The sequence below is a fragment of the Candidatus Lariskella endosymbiont of Hedychridium roseum genome, from assembly GCF_964020185.1.
Taxonomy (GTDB): domain Bacteria; phylum Pseudomonadota; class Alphaproteobacteria; order Rickettsiales; family Midichloriaceae; genus Lariskella.
In genome coordinates, this window is sequence record NZ_OZ026538.1 from 344,643 (window position 1) to 366,448 (window position 21,806).

Here is a 21,806-nt window from a genome sequence, read left to right on the forward strand (position 1 = left end):
AGATTTTTGCAAGCGTTCGGATTTATAATTATCATATCTACTGTGATTTTAATAGATCAATTCTCTAAGCAAAGTGTTATTGAATATTTTCATAAAAATGGTGAGTTGGAGAATGAACTCCACGAAGATCATATAGTAGTGACACTTGATTGTTTAAGTATATTTAAATCTGGTAATTTAAAGCATGAATTTGACGGTATAATTACAGAATCAAGTTCAGAGTCAGACTCGAGCAATATATGTGATAATATATCTGAAATGCATTTGATATATAGGCCAATTGTCATTACAAGCTTTTTCAATTTGTCATATGTGTGGAATCATGGCATTACATTTGGGATGTTTAATACGCATGATAGAAGTCAGTTGTTTATAATATGTGTTTCTGTAGTTATAATATTGTATTTCCTTTATTTAGTTAGATATTTAATTTATGAGAATATATGTGTGGTGCTTGGATGTGGGATGATAATAGGTGGTGCAATTGCAAATATCATTGATAGGATAAAATTTGGAGCTGTATTTGATTTTCTAGATTTTCATGTTTTTGGTTATCATCACCCTTCATTTAACATTGCAGATGCAGCAATAGTAATTGGTGTAGCTTTAGTCTGCTTTGTTTTATGTAAATCAAATGTAGAAGTCAAGATTTGATCTTACAGACAGTTATAAATTTTATATCTACTTGTCAGTTAAGTTTTGACTGTCAGATATGTAACTGAGATACAAGATTTCATTATTCTTTTCCACAGCTAACTTTTTACTATCCAAAAAAGTTTGCATAGGTGTTTTTCCATAACAATATTGAGAGTTTTCATAATTAGATAGAAGTATGATATGATCACTTTTTTAAAAACTAAAGAGTGGTTTTATGGTTTGTTGTAAGGGGTGTTGCTCTGATATCTTTGTAAAGAATGGCATTGTGAGGGGTGTACAGCGTTATAAGTGCAGATCATGTTCTAAATTTTGTTGAGGGCGATCTGGGCAAGAAGCCTCAAACAGCTGTTAAGAAAGCATTATGCGTTATGCTATATAGTCTTGGTAATGGCTCTTTTTCTATGTTAGGCAAGATATTAGGTCATTCGCCGTCCATAATTTATCGCTGGGTAGTAGAGGTGATGGGCAAGACTCAGGAGCCAGTTGTCTCTTCGGATATTATGGAGATGGAATTCGACGAGATGTGGCATTTTATTGGTTCAAAAAAAACAAGCTTTGGATCATTAAGGCAGTTGATCGTAGTACAAGGAGAACAGTTGCCTGGGTTACAGGCAATCGTGATACTGCAACATTCCAAAAGCTCTACAACAAAGTGAGTCATCTGAAAGAATGTCATTTTTATACGGATGATTGGGATGCTTTTTCTAAAATTTTACCCAAAGAGCGTCATACAATTGGAAAGTCTGGCACAGTATGTATCGAGAGAGATAATAGCAACACGCGACATCATTTATGCCGAATGACACGGCGCACTACAATCGTTTCTAAAAAAGAGTCAAGGGTATACGGATCCATCAAGCTTTGGTGCGCTCTTACTATTACACAAATATTCAAACAATATCAAGAACAGCTCTTATCTATCTTTATGTGAAAACTCTCACAATATTTACCAGAATGAGGTCTTTCATTGTTGAAATATTCTAACCAAATATCAAGATCTAATTGCAAGTCATCCAATGATGTATAAATCTTTTTACGCATAGCTGTATCAAAGAATTCTTGTTTCATAGTTTTATTAAAACGTTCACACATACCATTAGTTTGAGGTGAATATGCTTTAGTTGTTGTATGCTCTATACCTTCTATACTGAGAAATAACTCAAAAGCATGATGTTCTATATTTCCCTTATATTCTCCTCCACGATCTGTAAGAATACGAAGCATCGGTATCCCTTAACTCTCATACCATGGTAACACTCGATCATTTAGCATATCAGCAGCAGTAATCGCAGTTTTGTCAGTATACAGTTTAGCATCAGCAAATCTACTGTAGCTATCAATAAATACCTGAGCATAAACCTTTCCTATCCCTTTGAAATTGCCTACATAATATGTGTCTTGGCAACCTAAATAACCTGGATGTTGTGTCTCAATTTCTCCATGTGCTTCTTTTTCATTATGGCGTTTCTCTAGTACTTGCAGCTGTGCTTCGGTCAATATAATACCATCTTGGGCCATCTTAGCTTCTAAGGCTTTCAATCTTTTATTGATATTATTCAAATCATTACGTAACCAAATCGATCTTACTCCTCCAGGAGAAACAAGTATACCACTCTTCTTCAGCTCATTTGATACTCTAAGTTGTCCATATGCTGGGTACTCTATCGCCATATCAACTACTGCTTTTTCTACTGCAGGATCTACTCTATTAGCGATTATTGGCTTCTTGTGACTTATCTCGTATAGCGCTTCTTCTCCTGTTTCATATAGTTCTTTAAATCTGTAATAGCTATCTCTACTATAACACATTGCCTTACATGCAGATTATATACTACCAAGGCTTTTTGCCAATTCAAGTAAACCTAGTTTCGGTTTGATGATTTTTTGATTTAAGTTCATTGCTTATCTCCATTTAATAACTAATTTAATTTACTAAATGTAAGATAAAATGTCGACTAATACATATCAAAAAAGATTTAGCGTCAAAAGCTTTGCTTTACGCATAATATACTTCTGTTATTTCTTGTTATCATATTTGATAGTCTGTCCGTCAAAAATCGATTTGCTTGCACAAATAAATTTTTGTGTAAGTTCAATGTATAAAAATTGGCTTAGAAGCGGTAGTGCCTAACAAAATCCATAAGGTTTTTGGCAACTTCACCACTTTTTCTGTTGGACTTTCGGTGCATAATAATTGTTTATAACCAACATAAATTCCACGCTTTTTAGAGTTATGACGCAAGCGACTTGATATTATATCAATTTTTAAACTTTGGTTGGCTATGATGCTGATTTACGTTGTTGTTTTATTTTAGTTATATTGTGTGTTTCGTGATTATGAATATTTAAAAATTGTCTCAAGATTTCCATATCTTCATCGGATAATTTTGAATCAATTTCATGATTGTTAGAGTTATTTTTGGAAGTTTGAAATTCTCGATCTTTAAAGGATTGATATATATCTAGTAGCTTTATTATTACAGTATTTATAGCGATAAATGCTGTAAGTACACTACTTTTGCTTTTGTTGTTGCTTGAAATTATCTGATTTATGTCATTTGTTTGTTTGATATAAATAGAGATGAGATTTAGTAAGTCTTGCACTACTGCGCTAGTTTTTTTTAGTAAACGATCTCTATCTTTTTTGTGTTTTTTACTGTTTTCGTATTTCATAGTTGAAGCTTAACTTATATGATTTTGCTTAAAGCGTTTAGGAGGTGAGCAAAGGTTTTAAGTTATTAATGATATGGCAAATACCATAGGTAAATGAAGAGTTGGTATAACTTGAGTTTCTGATTAATAATCAGAAATATACTTGTATGAAGATTTTAAGAGCATAATTTTTCATAGTATTGTTAATTTCTATGCATAACACTTTTGCATATTTGCAAAGAAATGGACAAGGTAATATGAAAAATTAGGCAAAAAAGCTTATATAGTCCGTCCACCAAAAATTGATTTGCGTGCGCAAATATAAATTTTTGTGGAGAAGTTAAATGTGCACAAATTAGTCCAGTACTTAGCACTGCGCTAATTTTTGGGTATATTATTACTCATGTGCCCCGCAAACACTGCTTTCGCAACATCCGTAAGTTTTTTGCGTTTATTATAACATTTTTTTACGGATTTAAAGCGCTATTTTGACACTCATGGCAGCATTTCATGCTTGTTCCGAGACTTTTGGCGCGCGTACTATATAATCACTTTGTTAATATTACTTACAACTATGATTATAAAAACTCAGAATTTGGCAAAGATAATATTATAAGAATTTCCACACTTCAAACTTGTGTTATGTTGATTTTAGCGTGAAGCACTGAAAGCTTGGAAGCTTTCTTTTATGAAAAGTAAAGCGCATATAGAGATTGGAGCTATAACATTTAAATAGACAAGCAAAAATAGACTTGGATGTGTGAGTGTGATGTTATTAAAAAGTATAGCGCATCCGACAAGTATAATAGAGTATATGATGATAAAAACTGTTCTTCTCCAATAATGTTCTCTATTGCAATGTATATATAAAGAGATTATGCAGCTTAGTATTGGGAAAACTGTGCAAAATAGTGGCCATGTAATTCTTTGGTGTGCATGAGCCTTTAGCATAGAAGAATCTACTCCTAAATCGTTAGATTTAATAATATCTTGTACAAAGAATTCTGAAGGCTCTTGCGATTTATGTAGTTTTTGCTTGCTAAGTTCAATCTCCATGGAGTATAGATCGAATGATATCATCGAAATTTTGTTGTTAGTGCTATTTTTATGCTGACTTGTTCCATCTTTGACTGACAAATTTATAACATTTCCATCTATATTAAACTCTCCATATCTTGCTGTAATGGTTGCAGCATTTTGCTTTTCTCTTGCATCGTATATCATAATATTAGAGAATGCATTAGTTCCAATTTTATTCCCTACATATATTGTAATTCCTGGAATCTGGCTGGAAAATGAATTCTCTATTAAAAATGCTGATATATAGTTATTCTGCAGTAAAAAATAGAGATCCTTAAATTTTTTATATGATTTTGGCATAATATAAAATGAGCTACAATATGCAATTATAGTCATAAAGATGCCAAATAGCATGAAGGGTAGGGCAATTCTTATCTTCCCAATGCCAGAAGTTTGAAGTACCAACAATTCATTATTTGCATATAATCTGCTTAGTGCAATTGTTGACGCTGCTAGTGTTCCAAGTGGTAATATTGTGAAATTTAGGTAAGGTAACAAATACATGGCTAGTTTAAAGAAATCATAGATAGTAATACCTTTATTGACGATAAGTTGCATGAGTTGTGAGGTATGCACTACCCAAACTATAGCGGTAAATACTGTGCAGAGCACAAGGCAGTATTTCAGAAGCTGTTTTAGTAAATAGTTCGTGTAGATTTTCATCTTGATAAATTTTGGTGTATTTAAAATATCATTCTAGCGTTTGCTTGAGATTGAAAAAATGCATATTATACCAACTTCCACAAATAACAGAACATCTGCTCTTCGTCTTTTGTAAAAATTTAAGCACGCGCATGGCCGCTGTACTTATAGTATAGCTTGCTTAAATCTCATCTTAAATTTTTTAAAAAATATGCAGCAAATATATGCTGTTATTTGTGGGAGTTGGTATTAGTTATTAGTTATCTCTCTCTAGGTTGGTGGAAATATATTTAGACGATTTGCCAATTATAAAATAATTGGTAAATCGCGGGATAGGCACTGCAGGCAAAGCCAATTGTGCAGACCTTTTTGGCCTGATTTTTAAGTATTACTTCGTTAATTTCTTCGCAAATATATACAATATATGACTCAGAAATTCAATTGTACTATAAAAAATCATGCAGTTAAAATTCACGCGCGTAGTTATGACGCAGGCGATTTTCTATATATTGTAAAATTCGCCATAACTCTCTTTACGCAAGAAGCTGCTAAATCCAAATTTCACAACAGGAATTATTGGTTCTGGTAGGTTGGTGATAGAGAACCAATCAATGGTATCTTGTTTAGTAGGTTCTCTATTTTTCGGGATTTGTCCATTTGGTAGTTCAGCCAGAAAAAACATTTCAATTGATCGAAAAATGGATCCAGGTTCGATAAAATTATTACTATCTGCTAGTGAAACCACAACTGCTAATTTTGGTGGAATATCTAAGTGTATACCAATTTCTTCAATAGTTTCCCGCATTATAGCTTGTTGTGGAGTTTCACCATCTTCGATTGTTCCAGTAACACAATGCCAACGTCCTGGCCAAAATCTCTGAGTTTGACTGCGCCTGGATAAAAATACCTTATCACCATTTCTTAAAATTAGATGTGGAACTACAATCGTTAAATGTAACATATTTATTTCAATTTAAGCATTTACCTCATAGGAACGCCTAAGTTTGCAGAAATTTTTGCAAGTAGTTTAGGATTATTCCAGTCGTTTACAGCTTGTACTATGGCGTTTGCCCGCTTTTCTGGATTTTCACTAAGGAAAATTCCGCTTCCAACAAAAACTGCTTCTGCACCGAGAGCCATGCAAAGTGCGGCATCTGCTGGAGTTGCAATCCCACCAGCTGCGAAAAATGGCACTGGCAATTTTTTAGCATTTTTAGTAGCCATCAAAAGGTCAAGTGGTACTCTTTTGTGAGAAGCTAAATCTCTAACTTCTGCGTCTGTGATATATTGCAATGTATTGATTGTTGATGTTACTTCTTTCAAGTGTTTTACAGCCTCTGCAATATTTCCGGTGCCTGCTTGTCCTTTGCAACGAATTAATGATGCTCCTTCGTCTATTCTTCTTAGTGCATCCCAAAGGCTTGTGCATCCGCACACAAATGGCGTAATGAATTGTTTCTTATTGATGTATGCACTCTCGTCTGTCTTTGTTAATACTTCACTCTCATCTATACAATCAACATCAAGTGCTTCTAATATTTGTGCCTCAACAAAGTGTCCTATTCTACATTTCGCCATTACAGGAATTGAGACGGCACTCTGTATCTCTTGAATCATTGCAGTGTCACTTGCTCTTGCAATTCCGCCTTCTTTTATGATGATTGCAGGAACTCTTTCAAGAGCCATTACTGCACTTGCTCCGGCTTTCTCAGCTATAACTGCTTGTTCTTTTGTCATTACATCCATAATGACACCGTTTCTCAACATTTCTATAAAATGAACATTTGTATTCATTGTATAACCTCATTTATTATTTCGCTGCGCAAGATTTTAGAAAATAGTCACTGAAATATGTATTACAAAGGCATGAATGACCAAAACGATTATATATTAATTATGATCTAGAGTTCTAATGATCGATTTTCAGTACTACTACATAGCTTGGGCATTATAACATCAAACTTTCAAGAAATCACCCAAAATCCAAAAGCTGAATTGCGTAATAGGCTTATATTTATGATTAAATATTACAAATAGAATTCATTCAATGTTTATAGTATGGAATTATATGTATTGCGTTGTTACGAATGGTTTTTAAAAGAAATTTGAGAGTTTTCACAATTAGATAGAAGTATGATATGATCACTTTTTTAAAAACTAAAGAGTGGTTTTATGGTTTGTTGTAAGGGATGTTGCTCTGATATCTTTGTAAAGAATGGCATTGTGAGGGGGTGTACAGCGTTATAAGTGCAGATCATGTTCTAAATTTTGTTGAGGGCGATCTGGGCAAGAAGCCTCAAACAGCTGTTAAGAAAGCATTATGCGTTATGCTATATAGTTCTTGGTAATGGCTCTTTTTCTATGTTATGCAAGATATTATGGCATTCGCCGTCCATAATTTATCGCTGGGTAGTAGAGGCGATGGGCAAGACTCAGGAGCCAGTTGTCTCTTCGGATATTATGGAGATGGAATTCGACGAGATGTGGCATTTTATTGGTTCAAAAAAAACAAGCTTTGGATCATTAAGGCAGTTGATCGTAGTACAAGGAGAACAGTTGCCTGGGTTACAGGCAATCGTGATACTGCAACATTCCAAAAGCTCTACAAAAAGTGAGTCATCTGAAAGAATGTCATTTTTATACGGATGATTGGGATGCTTTTTCTAAAATTTTACCCAAAGAGCGTCATACAATTGGAAAGTCTGGCACAGTATGTATCGAGAGAGATAATAGCAACACGCGACATCATTTATGCCGAATGACACGGCGCACTAAAATCGTTTCTAAAAAAGAGTCAATGGTATACGGATCCATCAAGCTTTGGTGCGCTCTTACTATTACACAAATATTCAAACAATATCAAGAACAGCTCTTATCTATCTTTATGTGAAAACTCTCAGAAATTTAGGATCTTGTGCTTTGATCGCTGTTTTATTGCTCTGGTATTATTTGGCAAATAAATAATATAATGTTTAATTTGTGTATCTTGCAACAGACATGCTTTTTAGAGTGGAAACAGATACTAATCGAATTTAGTGTGATACTAAAGGATATTTTATTCATTAGTCGCTAAATATCATTTTGGTATACCGCAGGTAAATGAAGAGTTGGTATTGAATTTATAGGCGCATGTATAAAACAAATATATAAGGAGCATTCTAAAAATGTGCTAATAGACTTCTTCTTCAAACGTTTGTTACAGTGGTCAATTTGCTTGATCGTATCATTTGCCTTTAGATGTTCATGCACTTCTGATGCACTTTGTGTTCCAAGCGCGCGCTGTATTTTCCTGCACTTGCCTAAACTTGGCAGTAAGTTTTAAAAAGAAGTCTAATTTTGAAAAGTATAACGAGTATACTTCTGTCATACATAAATTGTGGAGTTAGCTGGTCTTCCACGATCCATTTTTTTCTTGTATCAACACAGTATTGATGCCACACGCCATTAATTTATTTTGTATTGCACTAGCTTTTTCTGCGAGCGTAACGCTGTTTTCATACATCCACATTATTCTTTCTCGATCTTGAATATTTTGCAGAACTGAGTCATTGATTGCCATATCAAAATCAAAAAAGAACGTAAATCTTGACATTAGTGGATTATCATTCACATCTAACGTAATATAGGCAGACTGCTCTTTTATATATTTATCTTTGTATGTACTGTGCGGAATGAAAGAAAGTTGTGAATATGTCCAAATAAGCATATCATAATATTCAACTTCAGCATCATTTGTGCAAACAATTTGTACTGTTTTTTCTTTTGTAAAAAGATTTTCTAACAGCTTTGGAAACGCTGATTTAATTGGAGCTGTTTGTAATTGGTAAAAATTTGCCTGTAGCATTTGATGATTTAAATAAAATCTAGTTTAAAAAATGTTTGAATTTTTTGTTGCTCTGCTTTTTGGTTTGATGCTAGGTAATTTTGGAACAAGCTTGTTGTTTAGGATTCCTAGGCAAATTCCAGTAGATGCATTTTTATTAGATAGCAGCGAGGGTAACCCATTTTGTTCAATTTGTCACCATAAGCTGAAGTTTTATGAATATCTGCCAGTAATTGGGTGGTTTTATACAATGGGCAGGTGCAGTTATTGTAGAGAAAAGATTAACAAGGTCTATTGGATATTAGAAAGCGGGAGTGCTGTTTGGTCTTTATTTTGCTATGTTAAGTATGGATTTATCGATGAATATTTCATCATAACAACTATTGGAGCAATTCTCTTAACTCAAGGGTTGATATATTCTACATCTGGTGTAATTAGCACTCATTTAAATATCATAACTTTTATGTTGGGAGTTCTTTATGCAATGGTAGAGCAGCAAAGTGCAATAGATATTTTTATAAAAATATCTATTGCACTCACGATTTATATTTCTATCATGCGAATCCTTAATTCATTTAAGCTACTTGGTGCTTTGCAAGAATGGTTTTTTGATGCAAGGTTAAACTTTAGAGTAGATATGCCGATTGTTATATTTTCACTTGTTGTGTGGCTTGCATATTTTGATCTCTCGATCATAGCCTGCTTTTTTTTCTTTGCTGTATTCTTTATATGTTCAAGGGCTGTTAGGCGTGTTAAATTATAAAGTAGAATCTTGAGTAATAACTCTAATAAGTATAGGATTTATATTGGTTGCAAGCAATGATGATGCACCTAAAGTATAGCGGAAAAAGAAGCGAAATTGCCAAAAATCTTATGGATTTTGCTAGTAATGCAACAAGTTTTAAGAAGAAGTTTATTGGACAAATTATATATCTGAAAAATATCATGTTGCCTTCCTAAGCTAATTTTTGTACATTTAACTTCCCGCAAAAATTTATTTGCGAGAGGCAAAATCGATTTTTGACGGACAGACTATAAAATGCAGAAGTCAAGATTTGATCTTACAGACAGTTATAAATTTGAGAGTTTTCACAATTAGATAGAAGTATGATATGATCACTTTTTTAAAAACTAAAGAGTGGTTTTATTGTTTGTTGTAAGGGATGTTGCTCTGATATCTTTGTAAAGAATGGCATTGTGAGGGGTGTACAGCGTTATAAGTGCAGATCATGTTCTAAATTTTGTTGAGGGCGATCTGGGCAAGAAGCCTCAAACAGCTGTTAAGAAAGCATTATGCGTTATGCTATATAACCTCAGTTCGACATAAGAGCTAAGTATGGTATGTGTGAACGTTTTAATAAAACTATGAAACAAGAATTCTTTGATACAGCTATGCGTAAAAAGATTTATACATCATTGGATGACTTGCAATTAGATCTTGATATTTGGTTAGAATATTTCAACAATGAAAGACCTCATTCTGGTAAATATTAGACCTCTTGCATAACCTGTTCCAAACTGTGATTTGATTGTCACTAAAACATAAAAACACTCACGTGGATCATTGTTTGGTGACGTTTTGCAAAAATCTACTCTATAAGAATTTCTACCTCAGAATGAGGTTATGCAAGATGTCTATTGTTATGGAAAGACACCTATGCAAACTTTTCTGGATAGTAAAAAGTTAGCTGTTGAAAAGAATAATGAAATCTTGTATCTCAGTTACATATCTGACAGTCAAAACTTAACTGACAAGCAGATATAAAATTTATAACTGTCTGTAAGATCAAACCTTGACTTCTACAAGAGAATATGCATATCATAGATATTACAATCGTTATCACTTATCTTGCATTATGTATATTTATTGCTTTTTATAAATATAAATCAGTCCGCACACTAAAAGAATATACCATAGGTAGAGGTTATTTTCCTAGTATTGTTATAATTACTAGTTTATTTACTACACTTGGTTCTGCTAATGTAATAGGCAGCATAGGGCAAGTTTATGCTCTTGGTATGTTTTTCGTTGTCACTCGCCTTTTGTCTCCTTTATTTTGGATTATTATGGCTAAGATATATGGCCAAAATATAGATCAATTTCGTACTTGTATATCACTTGGCGACATAATGGAACTACTATACGGCAAGATAGGTAGGTGGGTTTCTAATATTGTCTCTATACTTCACTCTATAGGAGTTGTGACAATACAAGCTATAGCAATGGGTTACACAGTAAGTTATTTTTTCAATATCTGTTATTCACACAGTGTTATCATTGCTGTATTAATAATAACAATTTATTCTGCATTCCTTGGAATAAAAGCTGTTGCATACACTGATGTGTTTCAATTTACTGTAATGATGATTGCAATACCTATAGCATTCTCTTTCGCTTATCATGATATTGGCGGATATGAAGGGGTAGTAAAATCCTTGCCCGAAGATATTATAACTCTCAAACTAAATCAAGATAATATCTTACTCTTTTGCAGTATGATTTTTCACGCTTTATTACCTAGAACATCAGGTGTTTATATACAAAGGTTTTTAATCTCTAGAGATTCTATTCAGCTTACTCATTGTCTGAATGCACTTGCTGTAATCAGTTTCTTTTATGCAAGTATTATATGCTTAATAGGGTTGGTTTTAAAAGTCAAGGAGCCAGGCATAGATCCTGATATTGTATTTATTCACTTCATTGCTAATCACATTCCAGTTGGATTTAAAGGACTTATTATAGCTGGATTACTTGCTATTATGATGTCCACTGCCGATGCTTGGCTTAATAATGCAAGCGTTCTTGTCGCACATGACGTTATGAGAAAAATAATCCCTTTAACTGAGATGCAAGCCTTACTAATTGCCAGAATATTTACATTTCTTATTAGTATTTCGGCTATTTTTTTAGCTATGAATAAAAATGGGTTAGTAGAAATGCAATTAATAACCGCTAATCTTTGGGGCACACTGCTTTGCTTACCATTAGTTGCAGGGTTTCTAAAATTTAGAACAAATAGTAAATCATTTATATCTGCTAATATCATTGGTATATGCTCTGCTGCTATCAGTGGATATATAAGTGGAGATTTAGCTACCATAAGCTTAATGTGTGGTGTAATAGGTAGCGCTGTAGGTTTATTTGGAATGCATTATTGGCAAGTATATCAAGACCACAAAATTCATAAGATGGACCAGCGGGCACAAGTGTATAGTATTGATTTTTAAAGAGATCATATATGGCAACAATAGAAGTGCAATGTCGATTTTGTAATAGACCTGAAGATGTAAAAAAACATGGTAAATGCAATATTCATCAGCGATATCGTTGTCAGCAGTGCAGAAAAACCTTTCAGCTTGATTATCTTTATCGTGCTTGCCACCCTGGCATCAAAGAACAGATAGTCAATCTTGCTATGAACAATGCAGGTATCCTGATACAGCTAGAGCTTTGCATATAAGCATCAATGCTGTTGTACGTGTTTTACTCTCCACGCTGTGTAACAACACTACAACTAAACAAGCTGAAGGTTTTCCTTATCTGTGAGGTTGATGAAATGTGGTCATTTGTAAGAGGTAAGAAGCGACAGCGATGGCTGTGGTATGCCTGGGAACCCAGACTTAAGCGTATCATAGCTCACGCTTTCGGTGAAAGAACTACAGAAACTCTAAATATTTTACTTAAAAGAATGGAAAACTTTAAGATCGCATTCTGGTGTACAGACAAATTCGGTGCCTATAATGTCTTACCACATGAAAAACACATTGTTGGCAAAATATACACTCAGCGTATTGAAAGAGAGAATCTAACACTACGAAATATGCAGAAGTCAAGATTTGATCTTACAGACAGTTATAAATTTGAGAGTTTTCACAATTAGATAGAAGTATGATATGATCACTTTTTTAAAAACTAAAGAGTGGTTTTATGGTTTGTTGTAAGGGATGTTGCTCTGATATCTTTGTAAAGAATGGCATTGTGAGGGGTGTACAGCGTTATAAGTGCAGATCATGTTCTAAATTTTGTTGAGGGCGATCTGGGCAAGAAGCCTCAAACAGCTGTTAAGAAAGCATTATGCGTTGTGCTATATAACCTCAGTTCGATATAAGAGCTAAGTTTATTATTTTATTTTTCCATGAGACTGCTGGTTTATTTGGTTTTAAAGTATAAGCAATTATTCCAGCAAATAGTCGACATTTTATCTTACATTTAGTAAATTAAATTAGTTATTAAATGGAGATAAGCAATGAACTTAAATCAAAAAATCATCAAACCGAAACTAGATTTACTTGAATTGGCAAAAAGCCTTGGTAGTATATCATCTGCATGTAAGGCAATGTGTTATAGTAGAGATAGCTATTACAGATTTAAAGAACTATATGAAACAGGAGGAGAAGAAGCGCTATACGAGATAAGTCGCAAGAAGCCAATAATCGCTAATAGAGTAGATCCTGCAGTAGAAAAAGCAGTAGTTGATATGGCGATAGAGTACAGCATATGGACAACTTAGAGTATCAAATGAGCTGAAGAAGAGTGGTATACTTGTTTCTCCTGGAGGAGTAAGATCGATTTGGTTACGTAATGATTTGAATAATATCAATAAAAGATTGAAAGCCTTAGAAGCTAAGATGGCCCAAGATGGTATTATATTGACCGAAGCACAGCTGCAAGTACTAGAGAAACGCCGTAATGAAAAAGAAGCACATGGAGAAATTGAGACACAACATCCAGGTTATTTAGGTTGCCAAGACACATATTATGTAGGCAATTTCAAAGGGATAGGAAAGGTTTATGCTCAGGTATTTATTGATAGCTACAGTAGATTTGCTGATGCTAAACTGTATACTGACAAAACTGCGATTACTGCTGCTGATATGCTAAATGATCGAGTGTTACCATGGTATGAGAGTCAAGGGATACCGATGCTTCGTATTCTTACAGATCGTGGAGGAGAATATAAGGGAAATATAGAACATCATGCTTTTGAGTTATTTCTCAGTATAGAAGGTATAGAGCATACAACAACTAAAGCATATTCACCTCAAACTAATGGTATGTGTGAACGTTTTAATAAAACTATGAAACAAGAATTCTTTGATACAGCTATGCGTAAAAAGATTTATACATCATTGGATGACTTGCAATTAGATCTTGATATTTGGTTAGAATATTTCAACAATGAAAGACCTCATTCTGGTAAATATTGTTATGGAAAAACACCTATGCAAACTTTTTTTGGATAGTAAAAAGTTAGCTGTGGAAAAGAATAATGAAATCTTGTATCTCAGTTACATATCTGACAGTCGAAACTTAACTGACAAGCAGATATAAAATTTATAACTGTCTGTAAGATCAAATCTTGACTTCTACATATAAAACGAGAGATCATCTTAGTAATATCCTATCTATGTCTACAAAATTGTTTGTATGTATTGCAAGGTCGGTTTCCGTTGTGGTGACAAATATTTGAGAATTTATACCGAGCAGCTCAAGTAGCAGTATTTCCTGCTTTTTATTGTCAAGATGTGCTAAAATTTCATCTAATAATATTAGCGGGGAAATTTTACTGATCTTATATATTGATTTTGCATGTGCGAGTGTCATAGCGGCAAGCATTAATTTTTGTTCCCCTGTTGAGCAATATTTAATGTTAAGGTTGTTAATATTACTTAGTATTATAAGGTCTGTCTTATGTGGTCCAAAATTCGACCTGTTACTTTTTCTATCAATGTCTCTATAGTATTTTAATTTTTCTGATACATATAGTTTCTTCTCATCATCATATGAATCAACAAGTTCTTTGTCTAAGAACTCAGTTAATTCTATTGAAGGATTTAGATGACGTATAAACCCAATATCATGCAAACTAGATCTGAAAATTTCTAGGCATTTAAGACGTGTTGAGCGAATTCTAATTGCGTAGTCTGCGATCTCTGATTCTATATTTTTGAGCCAAACATCATCAAATTTCTGCATATATAAAATCTTCATCCTAGATTTTATATAATATTCATAAGCAATGAAATTCGCAGCATGTTCGGGATATAGATTATAACATATCCTATCCCAGAATTTTCTTCGTATGTTTGGTGCATCTAAGATTATTCTTTCCATCTGTGGAGTAAGCCAAACAATTCTAATGAGTTCTAGTAGCTCTGATTGTTTGCTGACTGTTTTATCATCAATCTTGACGATACGCTTTGAATTCTTGCTGAAGTTACAACCTGTGCTGATATTCAGTGTGTTTTCGCGTGAATTATAGCGTCCAAAAACACACCACTCATGTATATTTTTAGCAGAGTTTGTGTTTGATATACAAGTTCCAGGTTCGTTGCGTAGTATCTCATCTGGCTTTGCATTCCTTATTCCTCTTCCTGGTGAAAATAGAGAGATTGCTTCAAGGATACTTGTTTTTCCCACTCCATTTTGTCCTTCAAGAATTAACAACCTTGCGCTGCTTGATAGTTGAAAGTTATGATGATTACGAAAATTTATTAAGTGTAGAGAATTGATAGAGCTACTCATTTTAACACCTAGAGCTTATTAATTTTCACTTTGGTTTTATGATATCAGAATCAATAAGGCATCTTAGTATTCTAGCACGTAGCATACCACCTGCTTCCTTTATTATTCTCTCTGTTAAAAATTCTTGCGATATAAGGTTTGTGTATGGTGAGTTTGCAACATCTAAACTTCCCCTATTTTTTAGCGTTCCTGCGCAAATTTTTTTATTTTCATTGATATCTGTTAGTTCATACTTGATTATCAGGAGAATTTTTGTTCTGATCGTCACATCATCACTATTTGTCACGAGAGGCATTGGTTTAATTTGTATAGTAATAGAAACATCATAATTGCCAAATGTTTTGTCTTGAATATCGCTGTAGTGATCAAAAATGCTGCGTAGTTCTCTAGCAGATTTCATGCAAACAAATTTTTTATCATTTAAGCATTCAACTGTGCCAATCTTTATAGCTGGAAAAGAATCGAACCTATTTGAGTTGTGAGTACAATTTGTAAATACTAATGATAACAAAAAAAATATAACTCGCATTGCTGAAGTAAATTAATGTTTTATTAAATCTCTAATTCTGTTCGATATTGATACGAAATCAAGACCAGCTTCTCTATACATTGAAGCTACATCTCCTTGTTCCAAAAATCTGTCCGGGAAGCACATACTATGAAATTTAGCAGTGTATGAGATCTTCTTCTCATATGCATGTTCCAATAAGTGATGGAATAAATATGCTCCAAATCCTCCTGAAGTGCTTTCCTCTATTGTAAGTAGGACTTCATGCGTTATCACAAGCTCTTTTAATAACTCAATGTCAAGAGGCTTTGCGAACCTTGCATCAACAACTGTGATTTGGATTCCTAATTCTTCTTTAATAATTTTTGCTGCAGCTAAAACTTCTTGTAATCTTGTTCCAAGTGAAACAACTGCAACTTTTTCGCCTTCAATAACGATTTTGCTTTTCCCAATTGCAAGTGGTTTGTAATCATTTGGTAATTTATCGCCTAAAATCTCAGCGCGTGGGTAACGTATAGCAGAAGGTCTGTCAGAAATAGATGCTGCAGTTTGAATCATACTTGCAAGTTCATCTTCATTACTTGGAGCCATAATTACAAAATTTGGCAAATTTATTAGGTATGCTATATCAAATGCTCCTGCGTGAGTTGGGCCATCAGGACCGACAAGACCGGCTCTATCTATAGCAAACCTTACTGGAAGGTTCTGTATTGCCACATCATGAACAATTTGATCATAAGCACGTTGCAAAAATGTTGAATATATTGCGACAAATGGTTTGAACCCAGCCGCTGCAAGTCCTGATGCAAATGTGACAGCATGTTGTTCTGCAATGCCAACATCAAACATTCTTGTTGGATATTTTGCTAAAAATTTATCCATTCCAGTGCCGGAAGGCATAGCAGCTGTAATGCCAATAATTTTTTCGTCATGCGCTGCAAGTTCTATAAGTGTATTTGCAAAAACATCAGTATATGTATATTTAGAAATTTCTGCTTTTTTCTGTGCTTTAGTTGTTATATCAAATGGTTTTACTGCATGATAGCTTTCCAAAGATGAATCTGGTGAATCAAATCCTTTCCCTTTTTCTGTAATGACATGCACTAAAATCGGTGAGGTAATATTTTTGTTATTTTTGATATTGTTGAATACTTCAACAAGCTGAGACATATCATGTCCATCCACTGGGCCTATATAATAAAAACCCATTTCTGAGAAAAAATTTCCACCTGTTGCGAAGTCTTTCGCATATCTTTCTGCTTTTTTGGCGAATTCTTCCATTTTTGCTGGAAAGTATTGCAATAAATTTTTTGCAAAATTTCTTACATTTGAATATGGCTTTGAAGATATTAGATTCGTTAGATATTTACTCATTGCTCCAACGGCTGGTGCTATAGACATCTTATTATCATTTAGAACAACTATAATACGATTTTTCATGCTAGCTGCGTTGTTCATAGCTTCATATGCCATACCTGCGCTCATAGCACCGTCACCGATTACTGCTATCACTTCATGATTTTCATTGTTGAAGTCTCTAGCAGCTGCAAAGCCAATTGCTGCAGAAATAGATGTGGAACTATGACCTGCACCAAAGACATCATAAATGCTTTCACTGCGTTTTAAAAAGCCGGAAAGTCCACCAGATTTTCTAATTGTGTTCATCAAGTGCCTGCGTCCTGTGAGTATTTTATGAGTATATGCTTGATGCCCTATATCCCATATCAAAAGATCTTCAGGAGTATTGAATACATAGTGCAGTGCAATAGTCAGCTCAACAACACCAAGGCTTGCACCAAGATGTCCGCCTATTTTTGATACAATGTTTAGTATTTCTTCTCTAACTTCATCTGCAAGTAAAGTAAGAGTTTCGTTATCAAAGTCTCTAAAGTCAGATGGCTTTGAAATCAAATCTAATAACTTTGATTTGTTGTTGGACATAGAAAATATGACAAAGGTAAGAATTTAAGGAACATTTAGTACAAATAACTTATAACATATTAGAGAAGATAACTCATGCTTGTCATCAATCAACTTTTCTACAACATCTATGCATGTTTTTGGACATTACTAAGAAAATCTCAGTATGTTTGTATATAGTTAAAGCAGTATAAAATAGGAATGTTGCACTTTGTCTTTTTGATAAATTTTAAATCAGTTTATCGTCTGAAATATATTATGTTTCAGGTTCTAAACAAATAAAAATTTATTTCAAACTACTCGTTTATCACGCTCATTTTATACTGCTTTAGCTATAATATTGATTCCTGCGCTATGAACTGATTTTTTTAAATGGCAATCAGTTTGCGGGTAAATTAACTCAGATTGCTTTTTAAGTACACAATTAATAATCTAAGTGATTCAAAATGTTAAGGAGTATTTAGCTTGAGAGATGTCGAAGCTTGGATTGGTATGTGACATCAATTTATGATAGAAGCTAATATTATGATATACCATTGTTATATAAAAATTCTATTTTCATGCAATGCATAAGAAGAGAAACTATTTAATTTATTTTGAGAAAGATTTTAATTGCTGAGAGTTTTCACAATTAGATAGAAGTATTATATTATCACTTTTTTAAAAACTAAAGAGTGGTTTTATGGTTTGTTGTAAGGGATGTTGCTCTGATATCTTTGTAAAGAATGGCATTGTGAGGGGTGTACAGCGTTATAAGTGCAGATCATGTTCTAAATTTTGTTGAGGGCGATCTGCGCAAGAAGTCTCAAACAGCTGTTAAGAAAGCATTATGCGTTATGCTATATAGTCTTGGTAATGGCTCTTTTTCTATGTTATGCAAGATATTATGGCATTCGCCGTCCATAATTTATCGCTGGGTAGTAGAGGCGATGGGCAAGACTCAGGAGCCAGTTGTCTCTTCGGATATTATGGAGATGGAATTCGACGAGATGTGGCATTTTATTGGTTCAAAAAAAACAAGCTTTGGATCATTAAAGCGGTTGATCGTAGTACAAGGAGAACCGTTGCATGGGTTACAGGCAATCGTGATACTGCAACATTCCAAAAGCTCTACAACAAAGTGAGTCATCTGAAAGAATGTCATTTTATACGGATGATTGGGATGCTTTTTCTAAAATTTTACCCAAAGAGCGTCATACAATTGGAAAGTCTGGCACAGTATGTATCGAGAGAGATAATAGCAACACGCGACATCATTTATGCCGAATGACACGGCGCACTAAAATCGTTTCTAAAAAAGAGTCAATGGTATACGGATCCATCAAGCTTTGGTGCGCTCTTACTATTACACAAATATTCAAACAATATCAAGAACAGCTCTTATCTATCTTTATGTGAAAACTCTCTAATTGCTAACTCATGTTGCATAAGGAGTCTTTTTTAGAGAGTTTTCACAATTAGATAGAAGTATGATATGATCACTTTTTTAAAAACTAAAGAGTGGTTTTATGGTTTGTTGTAAGGGATGTTGCTCTGATGTCTTTGTAAAGAATGGCATTGTGAGGGGTGTACAGCGTTATAAGTGCAGATCATGTTCTAAATTTTGTTGAGGGCGATCTGGGCAAGAAGCCTCAAACAGCTGTTAAGAAAGCATTATGCGTTATGCTATATAGCCTTGGCCAAGCCTCTTTTTCTATGTTAGGCAAGATATTAGGGCATTCGCCGTCCATAATTTATTGCTGGGTAGTTGAGGCGATGGGCAAGACTCAGGAGCCAGTTGTCTCCTCGGATATTATGGAGATGGAATTTGACGAGATGTGGCATTTTATTGGTTCAAAAAAACAAGCTTTGGATCATTAAAGCGGTTGATCGTAGTACAAGGAGAACCGTTGCATGGGTTACAGGCAATCGTGATACTGCAACATTCCAAAAGCTCTACGACAAAGTGAGTCATCTAAAAGAATGTCATTTTTATACGGATGATTGTGATGCTTTTTCTAAAATTTTACCAAAAAAGCGTCATACGATCGGCAAGTCTGGCACAGTATGTATCGAGAGAGATAATAGCAACACGCGACATCATTTAGGCCGAATGACACGGCGCACTAAAATCGTTTCGAAGAAAGAGTCAATGCTATACGGATCCATTAAGCTTTGGTGCGCTCTTACAATGCCACAAATATTTAAACAATACCAAGAAGAACTTTTATCTATCTTTGTGTGAAAACTCTCCTTTTTTAAAGGTACAAATTTTGAAAAGTATGATGAGTATTGCATTTTGTTGACAGTGTCATAAATAATCAAAAGAAAATAGCGCATTTACAAATTAGTGTTATCAAAGTAAAGTTGCACGAAAGATAATTCAAACTTAATGCTTAAGAAGTGTCCCCTGATATGTTAAATGAAAATATCCGTGAGATTATTGATTTGGCTTTAAAATCAAAAGCTTGGCCTTTTGTGTGTGCAGAGGGAATTTTAAAGAGGATTGATTATAAATTACCAGAAAAGGGCTACGTATTATTTGAAACTGGTTATGGTCCATCTGGCCTTCCGCATATTGGAACTTTTGGTGAGGTTGTAAGAACAACAATTGTTAGAAAGGCATTTGAACTTATCTCGGGTATGCCGACAAGGCTTTTTTGCGTTTCTGATGATATGGATGGCATGAGGAAGATTCCAGATACCATTCCAAACCCTGGAGAATATAAGAAATACATGGATTTGCCGCTTACAAGTATTCCAGATCCATTTGGTGTTGCAAGTAGCTTTGGTCATAATATGAATGCAAGACTCAGGAGTTTCTTAGACCATTTTGGTTTTGAATATGAGTTTTTTAGTGCAACAGAATGTTATAAGACTGGCGTTTTTAATAAGATGCTATTGAAGGCTTTGGAATGTTATGATGAGATTATGGATATCATGCTTCCAACTTTGGGTGCTGAAAGGCAAAGTACATATAGTCCATTTTTACCAGTTTGCCAGAAAACAGGTAAGGTACTTCAGGTGCCTATTACTAGCCGTGATGTAAAAGCTGGTACGGTGAAATATAAAAATTTGGATGGTGAAACTTGTGTAAACCCTGTTACAGATGGGCATTGTAAGCTTCAATGGAAGCCAGATTTTGGAATGCGGTGGGCATCTTTCGATGTGGATTTTGAGATGTATGGTAAAGATCATCTGGTTAACGGACCTATATACAGCAAAATTTGTGCTGTGCTTTGTGGAAAACCACCTTACCAGATGTTTTATGAACTATTTTTAGATGAGCAGGGGCAAAAGATCTCTAAGTCCAAGGGTAACGGACTCACAATAGATACGTGGCTTAGATATGCGCCGCAAGAAAGTCTTGCTCTATTCATGTATATGTCACCACAAAAAGCGAAGAAGTTATATTTTAATGTCATACCAAAACATGTAGATGAATATCTAATATATCTTAATAAATATCATCAAGAACAAGATTTGAGCAAAAAAATAGAGAATCCAGTCTATCATATACATAGTGGAAATCCTCCGCTTATTGAAGTGAAAATCAGTTATTCACTAATATTGAATCTTGTTAGTGCTTGTAATACAAGCAGCAAAGAGGCGATACTTGGCTATGTCGAGAAATTATATCCTGGTTGTGATATTGACAAGTTGTCTGATGAATATCTGATGATTTTGAAGATGGTTGAAGGTGCAATAAATTATTACGAAGATCATATCAAATCTAGCAAATCATTTAAAATCCCAAGTGAAAATGAGAGAGTGGCGCTGAGTGCTCTTGCTGTCGCACTATCTCAAATCGATGATAAAAGTGATGGTGATACGATTCAGAATCATATTTATCGTATAGGAAAGGAAAATGGGTTTGATATGAAGGAATGGTTCTCCGCACTTTATGGAATGTTGCTAGGTGCAAGTGACGGTCCAAGAATTGGTCCATTTATAGCGCTTTATGGCACAAAAGCTACAATAGAATTAATAAATAATGCGCTTGCGAGGTAGTGTTATAC

The 21,806-nt window shown here is 34.2% G+C and carries 22 protein-coding genes and 6 pseudogenes; 18 read left to right on the forward strand and 10 right to left on the reverse strand.

What is annotated here, in order from left to right; translation table 11 throughout:
• Window positions 1-6 precede the first annotated feature (6 nt).
• Window positions 7-654, forward strand: a complete 648-nt coding sequence (lspA, locus tag AACK98_RS01750) for a signal peptidase II (protein WP_339041838.1) — start codon at window positions 7-9, stop codon at window positions 652-654.
• A 27-nt stretch (window positions 655-681) separates the two neighbouring features.
• Here lspA and AACK98_RS01755 read toward each other — a convergent pair.
• Window positions 682-813: pseudogene (locus AACK98_RS01755) on the reverse strand (IS481 family transposase); the annotation flags it as partial.
• A gap of 116 nt (window positions 814-929) precedes the next feature.
• Here AACK98_RS01755 and AACK98_RS01760 point away from each other — a divergent pair.
• Both AACK98_RS01760 and AACK98_RS01765 read left to right on the forward strand, forming a co-directional pair.
• A complete protein-coding gene (locus AACK98_RS01760) occupies window positions 930-1,313 on the forward strand; it encodes a hypothetical protein (protein WP_339041547.1) in 384 nt (127 codons plus the stop codon).
• Complete coding sequence (locus AACK98_RS01765; RefSeq protein ID WP_339042516.1) at window positions 1,220-1,588, forward strand: IS1 family transposase; 369 nt, start codon at window positions 1,220-1,222, stop codon at window positions 1,586-1,588. Before AACK98_RS01760 ends, AACK98_RS01765 begins: the two co-directional genes overlap by 94 nt.
• On the opposite strand, the pseudogene AACK98_RS01770 reads toward AACK98_RS01765, so the two are convergent.
• The 5 genes and pseudogenes from AACK98_RS01770 to pdxS form a co-directional block, all read right to left on the reverse strand.
• Window positions 1,558-2,466 (reverse strand): annotated as a pseudogene (locus tag AACK98_RS01770) (IS481 family transposase). The gene AACK98_RS01765 and the pseudogene AACK98_RS01770 overlap by 31 nt on opposite strands.
• Before the next feature lie 471 nt (window positions 2,467-2,937).
• Window positions 2,938-3,330, reverse strand: coding sequence for a hypothetical protein (locus AACK98_RS01775; RefSeq protein ID WP_339041840.1), 393 nt, complete (start codon window positions 3,328-3,330; stop codon window positions 2,938-2,940).
• Window positions 3,331-3,960: 630 nt separating this feature from the next.
• Window positions 3,961-5,052: an LptF/LptG family permease gene (locus AACK98_RS01780; protein WP_339041842.1), complete on the reverse strand. Its 1,092-nt coding sequence runs from the start codon at window positions 5,050-5,052 to the stop codon at window positions 3,961-3,963.
• Window positions 5,053-5,533: 481 nt separating this feature from the next.
• Window positions 5,534-5,992 (reverse strand): NUDIX domain-containing protein, encoded by a 459-nt coding sequence (locus tag AACK98_RS01785; protein WP_339041843.1) that lies wholly within the window; start codon window positions 5,990-5,992, stop codon window positions 5,534-5,536.
• A gap of 20 nt (window positions 5,993-6,012) precedes the next feature.
• On the reverse strand, window positions 6,013-6,825 hold the full coding sequence (gene pdxS, locus AACK98_RS01790) for a pyridoxal 5'-phosphate synthase lyase subunit PdxS (protein ID WP_339041845.1): 813 nt from the start codon (window positions 6,823-6,825) through the stop codon (window positions 6,013-6,015).
• Between the two features lie 477 nt (window positions 6,826-7,302).
• On the opposite strand from pdxS, the gene AACK98_RS01795 reads away from it, so the two are divergent.
• Window positions 7,303-7,680, forward strand: coding sequence for a hypothetical protein (locus AACK98_RS01795; RefSeq protein ID WP_339041847.1), 378 nt, complete (start codon window positions 7,303-7,305; stop codon window positions 7,678-7,680).
• Complete coding sequence (locus tag AACK98_RS01800) at window positions 7,643-7,921, forward strand: IS1 family transposase (RefSeq protein ID WP_339040346.1); 279 nt, start codon at window positions 7,643-7,645, stop codon at window positions 7,919-7,921. The genes AACK98_RS01795 and AACK98_RS01800 overlap by 38 nt, the downstream gene beginning before the upstream one ends.
• Window positions 7,922-8,413: 492 nt before the next feature.
• Here AACK98_RS01800 and AACK98_RS01805 read toward each other — a convergent pair whose 3' ends face one another.
• Window positions 8,414-8,875, reverse strand: a complete 462-nt coding sequence (locus tag AACK98_RS01805) for a DNA polymerase III subunit chi (RefSeq protein ID WP_339041849.1) — start codon at window positions 8,873-8,875, stop codon at window positions 8,414-8,416.
• A 31-nt stretch (window positions 8,876-8,906) separates the two neighbouring features.
• Here AACK98_RS01805 and AACK98_RS01810 point away from each other — a divergent pair, with 31 nt between their 5' ends.
• The 8 genes and pseudogenes from AACK98_RS01810 to AACK98_RS01845 all read left to right on the forward strand — a co-directional run bounded on the left by AACK98_RS01810 (window position 8,907) and on the right by AACK98_RS01845 (window position 14,186).
• On the forward strand, window positions 8,907-9,617 hold the full coding sequence (locus tag AACK98_RS01810) for a prepilin peptidase (protein ID WP_339041851.1): 711 nt from the start codon (window positions 8,907-8,909) through the stop codon (window positions 9,615-9,617).
• Window positions 9,618-10,058: 441 nt separating this feature from the next.
• Window positions 10,059-10,181: a hypothetical protein gene (locus tag AACK98_RS01815; RefSeq protein WP_339041853.1), complete on the forward strand. Its 123-nt coding sequence runs from the start codon at window positions 10,059-10,061 to the stop codon at window positions 10,179-10,181.
• An 11-nt stretch (window positions 10,182-10,192) separates the two neighbouring features.
• Window positions 10,193-10,345, forward strand: a pseudogene (locus AACK98_RS01820) (integrase core domain-containing protein); the annotation flags it as partial.
• A 145-nt stretch (window positions 10,346-10,490) separates the two neighbouring features.
• Window positions 10,491-10,619: pseudogene (locus tag AACK98_RS01825) on the forward strand (IS481 family transposase); the annotation flags it as partial.
• Window positions 10,620-10,666: 47 nt separating this feature from the next.
• Complete coding sequence (locus AACK98_RS01830) at window positions 10,667-12,082, forward strand: sodium:solute symporter family protein (protein WP_339041855.1); 1,416 nt, start codon at window positions 10,667-10,669, stop codon at window positions 12,080-12,082.
• Between the two features lie 11 nt (window positions 12,083-12,093).
• A pseudogene (locus tag AACK98_RS01835) lies at window positions 12,094-12,735 on the forward strand (IS1 family transposase).
• A gap of 105 nt (window positions 12,736-12,840) precedes the next feature.
• Window positions 12,841-12,963 (forward strand): hypothetical protein, encoded by a 123-nt coding sequence (locus AACK98_RS01840; RefSeq protein ID WP_339041857.1) that lies wholly within the window; start codon window positions 12,841-12,843, stop codon window positions 12,961-12,963.
• Window positions 12,964-13,101: 138 nt separating this feature from the next.
• Window positions 13,102-14,186 (forward strand): annotated as a pseudogene (locus AACK98_RS01845) (IS481 family transposase).
• 54 nt (window positions 14,187-14,240) lie between these two features.
• On the opposite strand, the gene recF reads toward AACK98_RS01845, so the two are convergent.
• The 3 genes from recF to dxs form a co-directional block, all read right to left on the reverse strand.
• On the reverse strand, window positions 14,241-15,380 hold the full coding sequence (recF, locus tag AACK98_RS01850) for a DNA replication/repair protein RecF (protein ID WP_339041859.1): 1,140 nt from the start codon (window positions 15,378-15,380) through the stop codon (window positions 14,241-14,243).
• Between the two features lie 25 nt (window positions 15,381-15,405).
• Window positions 15,406-15,780, reverse strand: a complete 375-nt coding sequence (locus tag AACK98_RS01855) for a hypothetical protein (RefSeq protein ID WP_339041861.1) — start codon at window positions 15,778-15,780, stop codon at window positions 15,406-15,408.
• Window positions 15,781-15,921: 141 nt separating this feature from the next.
• Window positions 15,922-17,829 (reverse strand): 1-deoxy-D-xylulose-5-phosphate synthase, encoded by a 1,908-nt coding sequence (dxs, locus tag AACK98_RS01860; protein ID WP_339041863.1) that lies wholly within the window; start codon window positions 17,827-17,829, stop codon window positions 15,922-15,924.
• Window positions 17,830-18,548: 719 nt separating this feature from the next.
• On the opposite strand from dxs, the gene AACK98_RS01865 reads away from it, so the two are divergent.
• The 5 genes from AACK98_RS01865 (at window position 18,549) to AACK98_RS01885 (ending at window position 21,798) form a co-directional block, all read left to right on the forward strand.
• Window positions 18,549-18,932 (forward strand): hypothetical protein, encoded by a 384-nt coding sequence (locus tag AACK98_RS01865; protein WP_339041865.1) that lies wholly within the window; start codon window positions 18,549-18,551, stop codon window positions 18,930-18,932.
• Between the two features lie 13 nt (window positions 18,933-18,945).
• Complete coding sequence (locus AACK98_RS01870; protein ID WP_339040668.1) at window positions 18,946-19,206, forward strand: IS1 family transposase; 261 nt, start codon at window positions 18,946-18,948, stop codon at window positions 19,204-19,206.
• A 168-nt stretch (window positions 19,207-19,374) separates the two neighbouring features.
• Window positions 19,375-19,668 (forward strand): hypothetical protein, encoded by a 294-nt coding sequence (locus tag AACK98_RS01875; RefSeq protein WP_339041867.1) that lies wholly within the window; start codon window positions 19,375-19,377, stop codon window positions 19,666-19,668.
• Window positions 19,637-20,032 (forward strand): IS1 family transposase, encoded by a 396-nt coding sequence (locus tag AACK98_RS01880; protein ID WP_339041869.1) that lies wholly within the window; start codon window positions 19,637-19,639, stop codon window positions 20,030-20,032. The genes AACK98_RS01875 and AACK98_RS01880 overlap by 32 nt, the downstream gene beginning before the upstream one ends.
• 185 nt (window positions 20,033-20,217) lie before the next feature.
• Complete coding sequence (locus AACK98_RS01885; RefSeq protein WP_339042518.1) at window positions 20,218-21,798, forward strand: lysine--tRNA ligase; 1,581 nt, start codon at window positions 20,218-20,220, stop codon at window positions 21,796-21,798.
• Window positions 21,799-21,806 lie beyond the last annotated feature (8 nt).

Bases quoted from the DNA above. Each gene is read 5' to 3' on its own strand.
- AACK98_RS01775 (WP_339041840.1), bottom strand. From the start codon at position 3,330: ATGAAATACGAAAACAGTAAAAAACACAAAAAAGATAGAGATCGTTTA.
- dxs (WP_339041863.1), bottom strand. From the start codon at position 17,829: ATGTCCAACAACAAATCAAAGTTATTAGATTTGATTTCAAAGCCATCT.
- AACK98_RS01805 (WP_339041849.1), bottom strand. From the start codon at position 8,875: ATGCTACAGGCAAATTTTTACCAATTACAAACAGCTCCAATTAAATCA.
- AACK98_RS01780 (WP_339041842.1), bottom strand. From the start codon at position 5,052: ATGAAAATCTACACGAACTATTTACTAAAACAGCTTCTGAAATACTGC.
- AACK98_RS01785 (WP_339041843.1), bottom strand. From the start codon at position 5,992: ATGTTACATTTAACGATTGTAGTTCCACATCTAATTTTAAGAAATGGT.
- AACK98_RS01830 (WP_339041855.1), top strand. From the start codon at position 10,667: ATGCATATCATAGATATTACAATCGTTATCACTTATCTTGCATTATGT.
- AACK98_RS01870 (WP_339040668.1), top strand. From the start codon at position 18,946: ATGTCATTTTATACGGATGATTGGGATGCTTTTTCTAAAATTTTACCC.
- recF (WP_339041859.1), bottom strand. From the start codon at position 15,380: ATGAGTAGCTCTATCAATTCTCTACACTTAATAAATTTTCGTAATCAT.
- AACK98_RS01810 (WP_339041851.1), top strand. From the start codon at position 8,907: ATGTTTGAATTTTTTGTTGCTCTGCTTTTTGGTTTGATGCTAGGTAAT.
- AACK98_RS01855 (WP_339041861.1), bottom strand. From the start codon at position 15,780: ATGAAATCTGCTAGAGAACTACGCAGCATTTTTGATCACTACAGCGAT.
- pdxS (WP_339041845.1), bottom strand. From the start codon at position 6,825: ATGAATACAAATGTTCATTTTATAGAAATGTTGAGAAACGGTGTCATT.